Source organism: Mucilaginibacter sp. (assembly GCF_036568825.1).
GTDB lineage: Bacteria > Bacteroidota > Bacteroidia > Sphingobacteriales > Sphingobacteriaceae > Mucilaginibacter.
In genome coordinates this window covers 45,593-63,097 of sequence record NZ_DATCRU010000095.1, presented here as the reverse complement: position 1 = coordinate 63,097, position 17,505 = coordinate 45,593, and the positions used below count along the sequence as shown (strand labels likewise).

Annotated in this window: 17 protein-coding genes; 5 read left to right on the top strand and 12 right to left on the bottom strand. The window is 41.6% G+C overall.

Translation table 11 applies throughout. From position 1 onward, the window contains the following. Window positions 1–50 precede the first annotated feature (50 nt). From VIM89_RS21405 to VIM89_RS21365, 9 genes are all read right to left on the bottom strand, one after another. A complete protein-coding gene (locus tag VIM89_RS21405) occupies window positions 51–1,808 on the bottom strand; it encodes a tetratricopeptide repeat protein (RefSeq protein ID WP_488158228.1) in 1,758 nt (585 codons plus the stop codon). 182 nt (window positions 1,809–1,990) lie between these two features. Continuing rightward, window positions 1,991–2,911 carry a PstS family phosphate ABC transporter substrate-binding protein gene (locus tag VIM89_RS21400; RefSeq protein ID WP_488158227.1) on the bottom strand — a complete coding sequence of 307 codons (921 nt, stop codon included), beginning with the start codon at window positions 2,909–2,911 and terminating at the stop codon, window positions 1,991–1,993. 234 nt (window positions 2,912–3,145) lie between these two features. Beyond that, window positions 3,146–3,973: an energy transducer TonB gene (locus VIM89_RS21395; RefSeq protein WP_488158226.1), complete on the bottom strand. Its 828-nt coding sequence runs from the start codon at window positions 3,971–3,973 to the stop codon at window positions 3,146–3,148. Between the two features lie 41 nt (window positions 3,974–4,014). Further along, window positions 4,015–4,554: an ExbD/TolR family protein gene (locus tag VIM89_RS21390; RefSeq protein WP_488158225.1), complete on the bottom strand. Its 540-nt coding sequence runs from the start codon at window positions 4,552–4,554 to the stop codon at window positions 4,015–4,017. Window positions 4,555–4,563: 9 nt separating this feature from the next. After that, window positions 4,564–5,172: an ExbD/TolR family protein gene (locus tag VIM89_RS21385; protein WP_488158224.1), complete on the bottom strand. Its 609-nt coding sequence runs from the start codon at window positions 5,170–5,172 to the stop codon at window positions 4,564–4,566. Window positions 5,173–5,274: 102 nt separating this feature from the next. Beyond that, complete coding sequence (locus tag VIM89_RS21380) at window positions 5,275–6,114, bottom strand: MotA/TolQ/ExbB proton channel family protein (protein ID WP_488158223.1); 840 nt, start codon at window positions 6,112–6,114, stop codon at window positions 5,275–5,277. Between the two features lie 271 nt (window positions 6,115–6,385). Continuing rightward, window positions 6,386–7,990 carry a phosphoenolpyruvate carboxykinase (ATP) gene (gene pckA, locus VIM89_RS21375; protein ID WP_488158222.1) on the bottom strand — a complete coding sequence of 535 codons (1,605 nt, stop codon included), beginning with the start codon at window positions 7,988–7,990 and terminating at the stop codon, window positions 6,386–6,388. A 154-nt stretch (window positions 7,991–8,144) separates the two neighbouring features. Beyond that, window positions 8,145–8,486, bottom strand: a complete 342-nt coding sequence (locus VIM89_RS21370; RefSeq protein ID WP_488158221.1) for a translation initiation factor — start codon at window positions 8,484–8,486, stop codon at window positions 8,145–8,147. An 83-nt stretch (window positions 8,487–8,569) separates the two neighbouring features. Beyond that, window positions 8,570–9,469, bottom strand: a complete 900-nt coding sequence (locus tag VIM89_RS21365; RefSeq protein WP_488158220.1) for a diacylglycerol/lipid kinase family protein — start codon at window positions 9,467–9,469, stop codon at window positions 8,570–8,572. A gap of 232 nt (window positions 9,470–9,701) precedes the next feature. On the opposite strand from VIM89_RS21365, the gene metK reads away from it, so the two are divergent. Continuing rightward, window positions 9,702–10,952: a methionine adenosyltransferase gene (gene metK, locus VIM89_RS21360; protein ID WP_488158219.1), complete on the top strand. Its 1,251-nt coding sequence runs from the start codon at window positions 9,702–9,704 to the stop codon at window positions 10,950–10,952. Between the two features lie 62 nt (window positions 10,953–11,014). Here the strand turns inward: metK and VIM89_RS21355 are convergent, their stop codons facing one another. Continuing rightward, window positions 11,015–11,215 (bottom strand): YqaE/Pmp3 family membrane protein, encoded by a 201-nt coding sequence (locus tag VIM89_RS21355; protein WP_488158218.1) that lies wholly within the window; start codon window positions 11,213–11,215, stop codon window positions 11,015–11,017. 72 nt (window positions 11,216–11,287) lie between these two features. Here VIM89_RS21355 and VIM89_RS21350 point away from each other — a divergent pair, with 72 nt between their 5' ends. The 4 genes from VIM89_RS21350 (at window position 11,288) to VIM89_RS21335 (ending at window position 15,473) form a co-directional block, all read left to right on the top strand. Next, window positions 11,288–11,848 carry an NUDIX domain-containing protein gene (locus tag VIM89_RS21350; protein WP_488158217.1) on the top strand — a complete coding sequence of 187 codons (561 nt, stop codon included), beginning with the start codon at window positions 11,288–11,290 and terminating at the stop codon, window positions 11,846–11,848. A 330-nt stretch (window positions 11,849–12,178) separates the two neighbouring features. Continuing rightward, window positions 12,179–12,835 carry an ABC transporter permease gene (locus VIM89_RS21345; RefSeq protein WP_488158216.1) on the top strand — a complete coding sequence of 219 codons (657 nt, stop codon included), beginning with the start codon at window positions 12,179–12,181 and terminating at the stop codon, window positions 12,833–12,835. Window positions 12,836–12,958: 123 nt separating this feature from the next. Beyond that, window positions 12,959–14,599 carry an FtsX-like permease family protein gene (locus tag VIM89_RS21340; protein WP_488158215.1) on the top strand — a complete coding sequence of 547 codons (1,641 nt, stop codon included), beginning with the start codon at window positions 12,959–12,961 and terminating at the stop codon, window positions 14,597–14,599. Window positions 14,600–14,738: 139 nt separating this feature from the next. Continuing rightward, complete coding sequence (locus tag VIM89_RS21335; RefSeq protein ID WP_488158214.1) at window positions 14,739–15,473, top strand: lysophospholipid acyltransferase family protein; 735 nt, start codon at window positions 14,739–14,741, stop codon at window positions 15,471–15,473. 224 nt (window positions 15,474–15,697) lie between these two features. Here VIM89_RS21335 and VIM89_RS21330 read toward each other — a convergent pair whose 3' ends face one another. Further along, window positions 15,698–16,423, bottom strand: coding sequence for a LytR/AlgR family response regulator transcription factor (locus VIM89_RS21330; protein ID WP_488158213.1), 726 nt, complete (start codon window positions 16,421–16,423; stop codon window positions 15,698–15,700). A gap of 1 nt (window position 16,424) precedes the next feature. Further along, window positions 16,425–17,435 (bottom strand): sensor histidine kinase, encoded by a 1,011-nt coding sequence (locus VIM89_RS21325; RefSeq protein ID WP_488158212.1) that lies wholly within the window; start codon window positions 17,433–17,435, stop codon window positions 16,425–16,427. Between the last annotated feature and the right edge of the window lie 70 nt (window positions 17,436–17,505).

Below are 17,505 nucleotides of genomic sequence, written 5' to 3'. Positions count from 1 at the left end.
ACAAAAAAAGCCTCCCGGAATCCGGAAGGCCTGTATTTTCTTTTTTACAATTACTTGCTCTTGCCGCCACCTTTGCGCTTGAAGTAGTCAAGCGCCGGTTTATCGGTCGGAACAAGGTCGCGTGCTTTACCAAAGTTTTCAGCAGCTTTTGCTTCGTCTTTTTCCTTGAACTCAGCGTAAGTGCCTAAATAATCGTAAGCTTCAGCCATATTTGTTTTAGTTCTGTCATCACCTATAGCGCCTTTTGCCAAAGTAAGTTCGATAAACTTCTCATAATATGGTTTTGCTAATCCTTTAATATTATTACGGTCATTTTCATGTAAGTCAGCAATTCTTGCTCTGTAAATATAAGCCAGTGCAAATGGATTGCTTCCTGTTTTTTGGATCACATAGCTGAATGCGGTATCAGCTTTAACAAGCAGATCGCTATCACTTCTTGCAGCTTTAGGATCTTTGTATTTGGCTGCATCTTCAACAGTAAAACCAAAGTAATAGTAAAGTCCTGCATAGAAACGATCTGTCAACTTAGCATTTCTTGATTTAGTGCTATAAATATCATATGCCACCGCAGCTTCCTTGTATTTCTTTTGATTTACATAGGCTTTTGCGATATCCTGATAGGCGTCAACAAAACTGCTATCCAGTTGCAAAGCTTTTTGCAAAGATTGAACACCTAATGAGTCTTGGCCACTGCCTATTTGTGCACGCCCCAGATACATATAGTCACGAGGGATAACGCGTTTAGGGTCAGCTTTCGTAATCCAGGTATTTCCGGCAGTTATAGCAGCCGGGTAATCTTTATTTTCTACGGCTGCATACAACTCGTATCTGTATGCCCTCAAATTGGCATTTGCATTTTTAGCAATGTCTCCTGCCACTTGTTGTAAAGTTTTGAAATCACCTGCGTTGATCAGGAAGTCCGCATAGCGCATTTGAGATTCAGGAGAGTAGTCGGTTAAGCTTATATATTTTTTATACTGCTCAGCAGCTTCTTTTACTTTTGCTGAAGCCACGCTTGGGTTGCTTTGTGCCCAGCGTAGGTCTGTTTCAGCCCACTCACGGTAAGCAGGGCCATAATTAGGGTCAATAGCTAAAGCTGCCTGGAATTGCTTTTGAGCGTCTTCAAAGTTATCGGCATATTTCCATAGTACACCCAAACCAACGTCAGCAGCAGCTGATTTCGGATCAAGGGTTAAGGCAGTTGATAAATTGGTGTATGCATCATTACTCTTCAGCAATACACGGTCAGCCTCACCCATGGTAATGAACAACTCAGGATCATTTGACTGAGGAGTTGCATTTTTATCCTTGCTTTTTGTAGCGCTCGCAGTGTTGCCTTTGGTTAATATATCCAAAGCTGCTGTTGCATCAGCAGGGGCAACTTTGCCATTTGCATCCGGTAACAGGTAACCTTTAGCAATATATACATAAGGCTTACTGTCTTTACCTGCTAAAGTTGTAGCCTGGGCAAATTGAGCTTGCGCACCAGCTTTATCTTTATCCAAACGGGCAACTATACCCAAACCTACATGGTTCAATGCCGAGTTAGCGTTTACTCCTAACCCCTTTTGGAACACCGTTTTTGCTGAATCCGGATAGTCCTGCTTTATATAAACCCAACCCAGGTAAAAATAATTTTCATCCTTGGTTGATTGGGTGTTCACCAAATTTTTAAGCATCGATTTGGCTTTCTGGAATTGCTCCGCATCAATAGCTTTTTTAGCATCGGCAAGGCTTTGTCCGAAAACCGATGTCCCCGCGAATACCAGGCCCAGTCCGGCTGCAGCTATTTTACTGATAATCTTCATCTGTTAATTAGTTTTTAATGGTAATGTGGTGTGTGTGTAAAGGTTATCGCAAATAACGATAACTCATTATTGATATTATAGTTTATTTATTGTTTTTCAATCTGTATATAAATTTGCATTTTTTGTGTTTGACCCTGTATATAAATTAAGGTTTATTAACAATTTATAACAGTAATGCAATATTAAAATTTATTATGAATCGTAACATTTCTTTCAGGAATATTAACCGGTAATAAACCCGAGCGCAATATAATACGTTGGCCCTTATCATCACGAATAAATAATTCAAAACCTGTTGCCAAACCTTTCCTTCCAGAACAATTTATAATATATAAATCACGTTTAAGGGGGTACTGATTTTTATATAATGTTTCTTGCGAAGGTCTGAAGTAAGTATTCGGGTCGGTTTTACTGCTCTCATCCTTTATCGAAACTATCTTCACTTTTTGAGCTGCCGGTGCATAGTCGGCATCCGGGTCGTTCAACCAGCTAAAACCGATGATACCGATAGCCTCCGGATGTTTACTAACATATTCAATAACTTCCTTGTTTGACTTCAGCGCGTAAATATTTTTCTGTTTAAGTTCCTTTTCTCCGGAAAAATCTTTCAAATACCTTACCAAACTCGAGTTCGGGTTATCAAATACGATACTCTTATCAGTTTTATACTGACCGGCTAACATTCTTTTGATCTCGTTAACCGAGATCAGTGTATCATTTGAGGCCTGGTTCACTATAACTGCCACAGCATCTTTAGCAAAAACGTTCTCTATTACCGGCAAATTATGCGATTGCAATGTTTGCACCTCACTTGCGTCCAGTTTTCTGCTTAAAAATGCGCATCTGGAGCTATCACTCAACAAGTATTTTACTGCCTCATTTTCAGGTTTGTAAACTATTTTAGGATCGGCCTTGGTGTTGTCGTTCTTGAAAATATAGATCTCCTGGTCGAGTATGGGTGCAAAAGATTCGTCAGACACGAATTGTATCGAACCGCTTTTGTAGGTATCTGTGTAAACAGGAACATTACTTTTTCTTTTACACGACTCAAAAGCAGCCAGTAAAAATAAGGTTAGGACGATAGCACCGAATTTACTTTTCATTGTCAGGATCCTCTCTGAATAAACGGATAAAACGAAGTATTCCGTATATTAAAAAAACTGAACCAAAAAGCCATCTTTGAGAGCCTTCAAGGTTCAGACTGGTATATAGCTTGCTCCAAAACATGATCATCAGCCCTACAGTGAAGCAGGCGACGAAGGTGGCTAAGCCTAAAATAAGCAAAAACCGCCTTTTGGGCGATTTTTGCTTGAAATTAAATTTGTATGGCATCAGACCTATTGATCTTCTGTTTGTAGTGTAAAGCTGATCGGCATAGTGTATTGAACACGTACCGGGCGGCCGTTCTGGATACCAGGTGTCCATTTCGGAGAGTTCCTCAACACGCGTGTTGCTTCTTCGTCGCAACCGCTGCCGATACCACGAACAACCTTAATATCAGTAAGTGATCCGTCTTTTTCAACCACGAAGGTCACGAATACTTTACCCTGAACATTGTTTTCCTTAGCTACTGCCGGATAACGAATGTTGTTTTGCAGGTATTTATAAAACTTCTCGATACCGCCTACAAATCCAGGTTCTTTCTCAACCGCGGTAAAGATCTTGTTAGGGTCTTCCTCGGTTACTTGTTTTACGTCTGAATTACCTACAGGCTCATCGATCTTGATCTCAGCATTCGGGTCACCCTTGATGTTTTTCTGACCTGGGTCAGCAACCTCAAGTTCTTTCACCGTTGGTGGTTGTTCCTTCACTTCATTATCCGGTTTTACTACCGGAGGAGGGAACTTCACCTGGTCAACCTTCGGTTTTGGTGGTTCCGGTGGCGGCGGAGGTGGTTTCTTTTGGTTTACTGGGGGTGGTGGTTGCAGCACCACATTGGTGATTTTCACTTTTTCAGAGGCTTTTGGAATAAAACCTTCAATAAAGTTTAAGATGGTTTGAAATGATATAATAAATACAAACAACAGCACACCTATTATAAGGGCCTTATTGGTTGTTTTTGGATTTTGCTTCCTCAGATCATACGCACCGTACGCTTTATTCCTGTCAGAGAAAACCACATCAATCCACTCGGGCTTCAAGATATCTAATTTTGATCCTAACATGATTTTTGTGGGTTTTATTTAATAACGTTTAATATTGTTTTTTAGTTTAAACCGTCTTTGGTTAACAGAGCAGTTTCCTGAGGTGTAATATCTACAACACCGTAGCTTTTGATCCCGGTAATATTGATCTCGTCCATTATGTTTACAAAGTCTTTGTAAGTTGACTTGGCGCTTGGTTTAACCAGCACGATCATAAAATTATCCGGACCAGCATGTGTTGCTTCTACTTCCTTGTTTTTCTCTATTAACGTTTTACGGATTCCGTTTTTGCCGAAGTTATCGACAGTTGGGGCCGATTTACCCGGCGCACCGATATACCATTCCATTTTGTTGTTAGAACCTAAAAGAATGGTCATAGTACGGCTTTCAGGTACCGGCAATTGCACATCTTTCACACTTTTATCAGGCATTACCATGTCCATAGCTTTTGGCTTGGCCAGTGTTGTAGTCATGATAAAGAATGTGATCAATAAGAAAGCCAGGTCAACCATCGCTGTAAGGTCGATACGGGTAGAAGCTTTCTTACTTCTAATCTTTCCGCCTTTTTTCCCTCCGCCCCCGGAGGTATCTAATTCTGCCATAGCTTTATATTATTTTGATTTAAGCGTTGTAATTAAACTAAACTTATTTACTCCTTGTTTTTGAAGGATATCCACTACGTTTTTGTAGTCCGGGTATTTATCCGGTGCATCTCCTTTAATTGCGACACGAAGCTGTATGTTGTGCAAGCTGGCATTAACAACCCTTGCCTCATGTATCCAGTTGAACAACTCGCTATTATTAGTTGAGTCTGTAGGGATGCCAGATTGAGGAAATTTCTTTCTTCCTTCTTCATCCAGGGCAATGTATTGTTTTAACTGCGCCAATGGCACACCAAAGGTTGGGATTACCGCAAATCTATTTGTTTCCTCGGGTGTAAAGGGGATATTATACTTTTTACCCATCTCTGTAAGCAACGCCTTGCGAATATCTGTACCTTCTATACCAAAGAACACTTTGCCTTTACCTATGGATATGGTTGCAAGGTTATCGTCTGGTACCAGCTGGGTGATGGTAGAAGCCGGCACGTCAACGTGCAGCGGGTCTTCCTGCCTCAACTTTGCTGTTAATATGAAGAAGGTAAGCAAAAGAAACGCCACGTCGCACATAGCCGTCATATCCAACGCCGTGCTCTTCCTGGGAATTTTTACTCTCGCCATAATTAATAAATCTTTTAAAAATATCTAGTGTATAATGTTGTTAACTACCGCTATGTTTATTTAGTATAGCACACCGCGGAAAACTATTTCACTAATATTTCCTTATCTTTTGTTAGCGTGAGAAGCAGCAAATGTTTGCACGATGCTGAAACCAGTCTCATCGATAGCATAAGTCAGCTTATCAATTTTTGATGTGAAGAAGTTGTACAGGATAATAGATGAAGCCGAGGTTGTGATACCTAACGCTGTGTTGATCAAAGCTTCAGAGATACTTGAAGACAGCTCAGATGTATTTGGAGCACCTGAAGCAGCAAGTGTAGCGAACGCTCTGATCATACCCACAACCGTACCTAACAGACCCATCAGGGTACCGATTGATACTAATGTTGCGATAATAGTCAGGTTTTGTTCAAGCATTGGCATTTCTAATGCGGTAGCTTCTTCGATCTCTTTCTGGATTGCCAGTGTTTTCTGATCGATGGTTAACGATGCGTCAGCTTCCATTTCACGGTATTTTTTCAGACCTGATTTGATTACGTTAGCTACTGAACCTTTTTGTTTGTCGCACTCTGCGTTAGCTGCATCAATGTTACCTGCATTTAACAAAGAAGTGATTTTTCTCACAAAAGAATCAACGCTACCTGTACCTGATGCTCTGCCGATCACGATTGCTCTTTCGATAGAGAATACGATTACCATCATTACGAATGACATAATTACCGGTACGATCGGACCACCTCTGTGTACAGTACCAAATACGTCACCAGGGTTTCCGTGTTCTACGTCGCCGCCTGCATAGTGGCTTGGATCACCAAGTATAAAGATGAAAATCAGGATCGCTACGATCAAACAGATTGGAATAGTTAGTACTGCAAACATGCTCGATGCGCCTGAGCCTTCTTTTTTTACCGGAGCTGTTGGTTTTGTTGGTGCGGTTGCCATTACTTTAGTTTTTAGTTTTAGTTTTTGTTTATAATAAAGTTAATTAATGTGCATGTATTAAAAGCGGATAACAAAATTAGAATTTTACTGAAATAAAAAAACTTTTTCTGATAATCTTTATAATTATTTAATACTATTGATGTTATTCGCATGCAAACTGTGATTTACATAACGCCACCAAATAAAAAAATTGTCTTGTTACAGACAATCTTTTTGCAATGAAAACTATTTTTTTTGTTAATAGCAAGCGATCACCTATAAAAATATGTAACTATACTGCTATAGTTACCCGGGGCCCGGCATTTATTATGTCTGAATTACTGTGATTTACATATTGTTCGAAATTTTTTATAAATGCCATAGCCAGATTATTTGCTTTTTCGTCATAACTATCCTTATCGGCCCAGGTATTACGCGGATTTAATATACTATCCGGCACATCAGGACAACTTACGGGCATATTTAAATTAAATACCGGGTGCTTTCTGTAATGTACATGATCCAGCTGACCGTTTATAGCGGCAGTTATCATGGAGCGGGTGTACTGAAGCCTCATTCTTTTTCCCACTCCGTAAGGGCCGCCCGTCCAACCGGTATTTACCAGCCATACATTTACATTATGGTCTTTTAACTTATTTCCCAGCAGCCTGGCGTATTCAACCGGGTTCAGTGGTAAAAATGCCTGGCCAAAACACGCTGAAAAGGTTGTTTTAGGTTCGTTTATACCAGCTTCCGTCCCGGCAACCTTGGCGGTATAGCCTGAAATGAAATAATACATTGCTTGCGCATCGGTCAGTTTTGATATCGGGGGCAATACACCAAACGCGTCGGCAGTTAAAAAGAAAATATTTTTGGGCGATGAGCCTAACGATGGGATAACTGCATTGTTTACATAATACATCGGATAAGCTACACGCGTATTCTCAGTCTTATCAATATTGGAGAAATTGACTTCACGCGTGCCATCATTAAAATTGATGTTTTCCAGCAATGCACCAAACTTGATGGCGCTGAATATCTGCGGCTCTTTTTCAGGAGTCAGATCGGCGCATTTGGCATAACAGCCGCCTTCGAAGTTAAATATGGTATAATCACTCCAACCGTGTTCATCATCGCCAATCAGGCTGCGTTCCGGGTCAGCAGAGAGTGTGGTTTTCCCGGTTCCCGACAAGCCAAAGAATATTGCAGTATCGCCTTTTGCCCCTGTATTAGCTGAGCAGTGCATGGAAAGCACCTTCCTTTCGTGCGGCAAAACAAAGTTCAATACAGAGAATATGCCCTTTTTGATCTCGCCGGTATACCCTGTGCCGCCTATCAGAACGATTTTTTTGCTAAAATTCAGGATAGAAAAATTATGCTGCCGTGTGCCATCCACTGCCGGGTCAGCCTTAAAACCAGGTGCGGCAATTACGGTCCATTCAGGTGTTGATGTAGGGTTTGCCACCTCGGGGCGGCGGAATAAGTGGTGAACAAAGAGGTTCTGATAGGCGGTCTCTGTAATCACTCTTATATCTATATGGTATTTCTCATTTGCGCAGGCCGACGAATCGCGTACGAATATTTCGCGTTCGCGCAGGTAGTCGGTTACCTTATTATATAAGGTATCAAATTTTTTGGCATCAAATTTAATATTCACCTCACCCCACCAAACGGTATCCCGGGTGATATCATCTTCAACAATAAATCTGTCTTTGGGAGAGCGGCCGGTAAATTCACCGGTATCTATAGCCAGTGCACCTGTATCTGACAGTACGCCCTCATGTCTTAACAAGGCGGCTTCAACAAGCTCCGCCGGCGTTAATTGATAAAAAATAGCATTTGCCCGATCCAGATTCAAATAACCCAGACCAGGTAGGTTTTTAGAAGCATTTCTCATTAATTCGGTATAAATTGGTTTGTGCAAAAATACCGCTTTTAAGAAGTAACAAACAAGAAAATTTGAATAATTATTTACATTATGTAAGTTTTACACTTATATAAATAATTTATTTTCAATAATTTAAGTTAGTGTTTTAAAAAATTTCAATACACTAACCACCCGCCTTTTTTGCCTTATACCCGTCGGCCTGTAATAAAGTCAGCACCCTTTCGCGAAAGTCGCCTTGCAACAATATTTCACCGTCTTTTACTGAGCCGCCAACCCCGCATTTTGTCTTTAATTGTTTGCCTATTGCTTCCAAATCGGTTTCTTTGCCCACAAAGCCTACGATTCTTGTCACTACCTTACCACCGCCCTTGCGATCAAGGTGAATCCTGAGGTCTTGCTGTTGCGGTGGCAGCGTTGATGCTGCAAACCCGGTATCGCCATTATATTGATAGTCGGGATCGGTAGAATAAACGATCTGCGAAAAGTCTTTGAATTTCTTTGACATGATTTTTGATTAAATGCTAAACACTAAATTCTAAATCCTAAATTCTAAAAAGTTACTAATCAAAATTATTTAGAGTTTAGAAATTAGATATTAGAGTTTTTGCCAAACCCCTCCCCTGTTATTATCCTTAACGATGCAGGAACTATCTGTATACTTACTTCCTTTCCCATCATCTGCGGCTCGCCATCCAAATGAACAGGGCCATCAGTTGAACGCCTGATCTTAATGTTTTTTCCACGGATTATCTCTACATATTTTGATTTATCAGCGGTTTTTGCGAACATCCTGACACCCATTTCAATAAAACTCCAGAGCGGAAATTGTTTGATGACGCATATATCAAGCAATCCATCCTGCACCGAAGCATGCGGCGAAACATGTGCATTATTACCGAATTGGGAAGAATTGGCTATGCTGAGCATGAAAGCATCGCGTACATATTCAGTCCCGTCTATGTTGATATGGTAAGTTTCGGCCTTGTACCTGGATATTTCACGCAAGGATGATTTCACATAGGCCCAAAATCCGCGGTTTTTATCGTGCGAGAAGACCTCCGCAATGCGGGCATCAAACCCCATACCTGCGAGGTTGAAAAACCTTTGTCCATTTAGTTGGGCTGAATCAATTGCCTCAACGCGCTCGCCATTAATAGTTTCAATAGATTTGGCTGTATCCATTGGGATGTTCAGGAAGCGTGCAAGTCCATTACCCGAGCCAAAAGGGATAATACCCAAAGCGATATTAGTTCCCACTATAGCTGAGGCTATTTCATTAACAGTGCCGTCCCCTCCAACTGCGATCACATAATCATAAACACCAACGGCCTCCTTTGCCAGATCACTGCCATGCATTGCCCGTTCTGTATAAACAATAGTGGCTTCAAACTGCGTGTGATCCAATATATTCTTTATCAGGGCAGGAACCTGGTCTTTCGTTTTTCCTCCTGAGATCGGGTTTATGATAAATAAGGCTTTCCTTTTCAACTAATATAATTTGACCGTCAAAAGTAACCGGATTTTCGGCTTTGTAAAAAATTGTTTTATTTTTGCCCTTCGAAAGTGGACTGATTTGTTGTTCTTGTACCTTTAATATTTACGTACAGAACTGGATTGCAACCACGTAAAAAAGTGCTAAACCCAGTTTCCTTTTTTAAACCGCGATCCCGTTAGATTTCCTGCTTTTAATTAATTAATTTGTTGCTTAACAAAATTTTTTATGCCCTATTTATTCACTTCAGAATCCGTATCAGAGGGACATCCGGATAAAGTTGCAGACCAGATATCGGATGCATTAATTGACAATTTTTTAGCTTTTGACCCCGAATCAAAAGTAGCCTGCGAGACTCTGGTTACAACTGGCCAGGTCTTTTTGGCGGGCGAGGTAAAATCAAAAGCATATCTGGACGTGCAGAAAATTGCGCGGGATGTGATCAACAAGATCGGCTATAACAAGAGCGAATATATGTTTGATGGCAACTCCTGCGGGGTGCTATCAGCCATACACGAGCAATCTCCGGACATCAACCAAGGTGTTGACCGTAAGGAAAAACAGGAACAAGGCGCGGGCGACCAGGGGATGATGTTTGGTTATGCTACTGTGGAGACAGCTAACTACATGCCATTGGCTTTGGATATTGCACACGCTTTATTGATCGAGTTGGCAGCTATCCGTCGCGAAAACCAGGAGATCAAATACCTTCGCCCGGATGCAAAATCGCAGGTTACGTTAGAATACAATGATAACAGCCAGCCTACACGCATCGATGCGATAGTAATATCCACTCAGCATGATGATTTTGGTGAAGAAAAAGTAATGCTGAAAAAGATCAGCGATGATATTATCAACATCCTGATCCCGCGTGTAAAGGCTAAGTATCCAAAATATGCGCATTTATTTAATGACGATATTAAATATCACATTAACCCTACAGGTAAATTTGTGATCGGCGGTCCGCATGGAGATACAGGTTTAACCGGTCGTAAGATCATTGTAGATACTTATGGAGGTAAAGGTGCACACGGTGGTGGCGCATTCTCGGGCAAAGACCCATCAAAAGTGGACCGTTCGGCAGCTTATGCAACACGTCACATTGCTAAAAACCTGGTTGCTGCCGGTGTTTGCGATGAAGTATTGGTACAGGTATCTTACGCTATCGGTGTAGCACAGCCAATGGGTATTTATGTAAATACCTATGGTAGCGGAAAAGTAGGCTTAAGCGATGGCGAGATCGCCAAAAAAGTAGAAGGCATTTTTGATATGACCCCTTATGCTATCGAAACCCGTTTTAAACTGCGTCACCCGATATACAGCGAAACTGCGGCCTATGGCCACTTTGGAAAACCAAGCCAGAAAGTAGTAAAAAGCTTTTACAGCCCTAACGGTGAAGAACTGAAAGTAGAAGTTGAACTGTTTACCTGGGAAAAACTGGATTACGTTGATAAGGTAAAAGCAGCATTTGGGCTGTAATACCTGGCATATAAAAAGAAAAGCGGCTTGATTATCGGGCCGCTTTTTTATTTGTATATATTTTAATATCTGTTCCTTCTGACAGCACGCATTAACTGACGATGTCTTCTCGCTTCGTAAAAATCATTGGTAACCAACACAGCATGAATAACACCGGGTATCCAAAAGCAAAGCGTAAGCAGGCAGCTTAGGATAAACGCACCAATTCTGCCGGTTGTTAAAACCGCAGCCGGTGGAAATAATATGCAAAGGAAGTAACGCATAGTATCAATAAGACGGTTAACGTGGCGTTAAGTTACAAAGCAATGTTTATTTTTACAAAATAACATCACCCTATGCAGCAAACTGAAGAAAACCCCTGGCAAATAACCTCAGAAAAAGTAGTATATGATAATCCCTGGATTGGTGTAACCGAATACAAGGTAATCAACCCTTCTGGGAATCCGGGTATTTATGGCAAAGTGCATTTTAAAGGATTTGCGATGGGGATTGTTCCGCTGGATGAAGACATGAATACTTATTTAGTAGGGCAATATCGTTTTGTGCTAAACCAATATAGCTGGGAAATACCTGAAGGCGGAGGAGCCTTTGATGTTGACCCGCTTGAATCAGCAAAACGTGAACTACTGGAAGAGACCGGCCTCAAAGCCTCCCGTTGGACAGAGATACAACGCATGCATCTTTCCAATTCAGTAACCGATGAGCTATCGATCATCTATCTTGCACAAGATCTTCAGCAATTTGAACCGGAACCTGAGGATACCGAGCAATTGGTTATTAAGAAAGTACCTTTTGATGAGGTATACCGTATGGTTTGTGGTGGTGAGATTACTGACTCAGTGACAGTTGGAGCGATATTGAAAATAAAATTGATGCTATTGGAAGGAAGAATCTAGTTTAATAATTGCAAATCGCAGAGTCTACTCACCCCCTGCCCCCTCTCTGCTACGCAAAGAGGGGGTATTTTAATCAAATCCTTCTTTCCGCAAAGCGGAGAGAAGGGGGTCGAGCGTAGCAATGACCGGATGAGTCAACTCTGCGCCTTCACATCCGCACACTTGCTGTATCAAAAGCGAACAAATTTTTCACGCAAATCAACACAAATACCTTATATACAATCAAATAACTATTTGGCATCGTCTTAGTACAACTTGCTGTAACCTACTGAATTCTGTAATCGTCTCAGTATTTCAGACAGTTAGTTGTACAACAAAACCCTGGTAGTCATGATCAAAAGTTACCTTAAAACTGCTTTTCGCTTTTTGCTGAAGAATAAGACCTTCAGCTTTATCAATATTTTCGGTCTTGCCGTGGGCACGCTTTGCTGCTTGTACATATTGCTTTATGTGCAGGACCAGTTCAGCTATGATAAACATCATAAAAACGCTGAAAATATCTACCGGATCACCACAGACCTGGCTCTTACCGGTGACAAACATCACAACGCTACTACCTCACCACCAATAGCGCCTGCCATCAAACGCGATTTTCCTGAAGTGCTGCAGTTTACCCGCCATGTAGGTACAGGTGGTAAAAATCTGCTTAAATACAAAGAGCAGTCATTTTATGAAGAAAACCTCGCTTATGTCGATTCTACCTTTTTCGACGTATTCAGCTATCATTTCGTAGCCGGGAAAAATACACCTGGACTATTGGCTCAGCCTTATTCCATTGTTCTTCTAAAATCTGTGTCTGATAAGCTGTTCGGCAATGCCGACCCAATAAATAAAGTGATCACCATCAGCAACGGTGACGGTAAGCATGATTTCAGGGTAGCTGCTGTAGTTGATAACAGCCTGGGCAAGTCGGTTCTCGAAGACCATATATTCGTAACCATGCGTAGTGGTGGTACAGGGCAATTTGTTCTGGATAATACTGCATAGGCAGGCTACAACTTTACCGATTCCTTTATTAAGTTACGTCCTGATGCAGATGCTGCGGCTTTAGAGAAGAAGTTTCCCGATTTCCTTAACAAATATGGCGCACAACAGCTAAAACAGCTGGGCATGACCAAGCAATTGCACCTGCAGCCGGTTGCATCCATTCATACCACAACCGGATTTGAAAATGAACCGGGCAAAACCATTAGTCCTACGCTACTATACATATTAGCTGGTATAGCAATTATGATACAGCTGATAGCTTGTATCAATTTCATGAATTTAAGCACGGCCCGTGCATCTAAGCGCGCTAAAGAAGTGGGCGTTCGCAAAGTTGTTGGCGCAGGCCGACGCGATTTGGTAAAGCAATTCTTAGGCGAATCGTTTCTGCTTACGCTTATCGGTGTATTATTAGCCCTGCCGCTTCTATACCTGTTGTTACCATTCTTTAACCAGATCACACAAACTGATATACATCTTTCGTTATTAAGCAATGGCAGTGTTTGGCTGATGTTGGTGGCAATTGTTGTAATAACAGGCGTACTGGCAGGCAGCTACCCGGCATTCTATTTGTCGGCTTTTGAGGCGATCAAAGTAATGAAGGGTAATTTTACCAGTCAAATATCAGCTTCAGGCATACGACGGTCACTGGTTGTTTTCCAGTTTGTACTTTCTATTATACTGATAACCGGGATCATCATTATTTATAGCCAGCTCAATTTTATTAAAAATAAAGACCTCGGCTTTGATAAAAATCAAAAGTTGGTTTTCAAATTTTATACCGATGATCAGCAGGCCAGGATGACCGGCCTTGCGACTGATTTTCAGCAACTATCTGAAGTAAAAGGTGTTACTATGGCCAACAATTACCTGAGCCATTTTGTAGGTCGCGACCATGGCGTTTACCTTGGAGGCGGTAGTCCTACTGCAGCTATTGACGCCCAAAACATGGATACGGATGATAAATTTATCAAAACCAATGGAATAAAGCTTATCAGCGGCCGCGATTTCCACGTTAAAGACTCACTGAAAACACTCATCAACGAAACCCTTTGCAAAAGGCTGGGCCTCGACCCGATGAAAGCGCCTGGAACAAGACTTTATAGTAAATACCTGGACGGTCCGGTAAACTATGTTGACGTGGTCGGCGTGATGAAGGATTTTAACTATAACTCGCTGCACGGAGAAGTGCGACCATTTATGCTGTTTTATAACGGCGACCCTCGTGCCTTCGGATATATGACAGTTTCGGTAAGCAGCGATAATTATAAATCGGTGTTAAACAAAATGCAAAACATCTGGCAAAAGAATCTGCCGGGAACTCCATTTGAATACTCCTTCCTCGACCAGGAAGTGCAAAAGCAATATGAAGCCGAGATCACTTTATCACAGATCATCAACTCGTTCACTATTATGGCTATTTTGATCTCCTGTCTCGGCTTGTTCGGCTTAGCCGCCTTCAGCGCTGAACAGCGCCAAAAAGAAATTGGCATACGCAAAGTACTTGGAGCCAGCGTAGCAGGAGTTGTAGCGCTCCTTTCCAAAGAATTTATAAGATTGGTGAGCATATCATTCATCATCGCCACACCTATAGCCTGGTGGGCTATGAACAAATGGCTGCAGGCCTTTGCCTATAAGATAAACATTAGCTGGTGGATGTTTGCCATAGCAGGGATAATGTCTATAGTGATCGCATTAGCAACTGTAAGCTTCCAAGCCATAAAGGCAGCTTTGGTGAATCCGGTGAAGAGTCTCAAATCTGAGTGATCAGTTAACCGGTGATTAGTTAATCAGGATACGTCTTTCTAATAGCTATGGATTTGAAACCCATAGCTATTAGAAACCAGGGAACCTTACAACATTCCAACTTTACAACCTTACAACTAAACACTACCTTTGCCTCTCTATGAGGAAATTTTTAGGCTACATTTTAACCCCTATTCATTATCTGCTGTTTGGTTTGTCGCTGGTGGCTTTTCACCCTATCCAGTGGATTTGCTTTAACTGGTTTGGCTACAAAGCGCATAAGCGGGCGGTTGATGCATTAAATTTCTGCCTGGAAAGTTCCTATTATGCCTTGGGTGATATGGTCACCTTTATCAATAAACAAAATCTGCCCGTTGGTCGGCCAATGATCTTCGTGGCCAATCACCAAAGTTTGTATGATATCCCGGTATTGATATGGCATCTGCGTAAATATCACGCCAAGTTTATCTCTAAAATAGAGTTAACCAAAGGCATCCCCTCGGTATCTTATAACCTGCGTCATGGTGGCGCTGCCAATATCGACCGTAAAGACGCACGTCAATCCATAATGGAGATATCCAAGCTGGGCACACGGATGAAAGAAAACAAGTGGTCGGCAGTGATATTCCCGGAAGGAACCCGCTCAAAAGACGGCACCATGCGCAGCTTCCAGCCGGCCGGGGTAGCCACATTACTTAAAAAATGTCCAGAAGCGCTGATCGTCCCTATTGCAATTAATAATGCATGGAAAATGCAACGCTATGGCAGTTTCCCACTCAATACTTTTATCCGAATGACCTGGGAAGTGTTATCCCCCATCGAACCAGAAAAAAGACCGGTTGATGAAGTAGTTGCTGAGGCGGAGTCGGCCATACGCAAGGCCATTGCTCAGTGATTAGTTGGCAGTTCTCAGTGTGCAGTTGGCATAATTTAAGATCAAAAAGGGTGTCATGCTGAGGCACTCGAAGCACGAGCGTTGGGCATTTTGAACTATACATTAGCGCTTATGTATGGCGTAAAGGCCTTTGCGCACATACTTCGAGTGCCTCAGTATGACACCTTGCGCAATGTTTTCGCTAAAAAATTGTCTCTGCAAACTGACTACTGAAAACCGCAAACTCAAATATTCTTCCCGTCAACAATCTTAAAGAAATCCTCACGGTAAGTATCACCCACAGGGATGATCTTATCGCCAATAAAAATCCGGCTGCGTTCAATACTGTCGATCTTATTGATAGAAACGATGTAGGATTTGTGCACCCGGATAAAATGTTTTTCGGGTAAGGCGTCTTCCATTTTCTTCATATTCTGCAAAGTGATAATGCGCTCGGCAGGCGTAAAAATGGAGATATAATCCTTCAGTCCTTCTATGAACAAAATATCGTTCAGGTATACTTTTTGGATCTTGTGTTCGGTTTTTACAAAGATAAAATCACTTAGAAAATCATTTTGCGGAGCGGCTTCAACCTTTATTTCCGGTTTGGCAGATGGCTGTATAATGGCTTGCGCTTTTTGAACTGATTTGAAGAAACGGTCAAACGCGATAGGCTTCAATAGGTAGTCGATCACGTCCAGTTCATAGCCTTCCAAGGCATATTGCGGATAAGCGGTGGTCAATATCACTTTTGATTTACCATTAGCAATACGCAGGAATTGGATACCGGTTAGCTCCGGCATTTGAACATCCAGGAATACCAGGTCGATATTTCCTTCCTGCACCAGTTGCAGCGCCTCAATAGGATTGGTAGTTACCTTCACCAATTGCAAAAAGGGCATCTTGGAGATGTAATCTTCCAATATATGGAGTGCCAAGGGCTCATCATCTACTACAAGGCATCTGATCATATTATAAAACTAATGATAATTCGCAGGTATAGATTGTGGCTTCATCCTGTATAGTTAACTTATATTTCCCGGAATAAAGCAGATCGAGCCTTCTTTTAACATTATTTAACCCGATTCCGCCTTCAGTGTCCCGGTTCATCATATGCTTTTTGTTCTCCATAAAAAAATGAAGATGGGTACCATCCAGGTTTATCCGTAAACATATAGGCGAAGACGGGTCATTGGCTACCCCGTGTTTAAAGGCATTCTCTATAAATGCGATCAGCAGCAAAGGTACAATCTTTTGGTTACCAACCTCACCGGTTATTTTAAAGTCGACAAAGGCTTTATTGCCAAACCTGATCTTTTGCAGATCGATATAATTTTGCAGGTATTGCAGCTCCTTGGCCAGGTCAACCTTATTATCATTACTCTCATAAAGCATATAGCGCATAATCTCCGAGAGTTTCAGGATAGCCTCCGGTGTGGTATCCGACTTCTGGTAAGCCAGCGAATAAATACTATTGAGCGAGTTGAATAAAAAATGCGGATTGATCTGTGATTTAAGAAAAGCAAGTTCAGCAGTCAGCCGCTGATTCTCCAGATCGCGTTGCACGCGTTCGTTCAAAAACCAATCGACACTAAATTTAAGCGCTGTGCTGAAGAAAAGGAAGAAGATATTAGTTAAACACGAACTGATCATGTATGATCCGAACGAGGTCTGCTTATGCCCATCCATCAGGATATAAGCTTTGTAGATATTGGCCAGTCCATATTTTCCCAGAGCAAAAACGATGATGACTACAATTAGCGCCATGCTGTAATCCCTGTATTTTTTTTTGTCTAAGAACTTAGGGATCAGGAACAGATAATTCAGGTAAAAGAGACCAATATTCACGACTGCAAAAAGGCCGAATATGACCGCTAATTGAGCAGCTGTCATTTTGCTGTTGCTATGGGCCAGAAACACGAAATAGGAGACGATACTTACCCAAAAAACAACATGCCAGAATATTTGCCAGTTACGCTTCATTGCATCTAATGTAATATATTCAGTGCTTTATCGGCTATATATTTATATATAGACCCCGTTTTTGCCGATA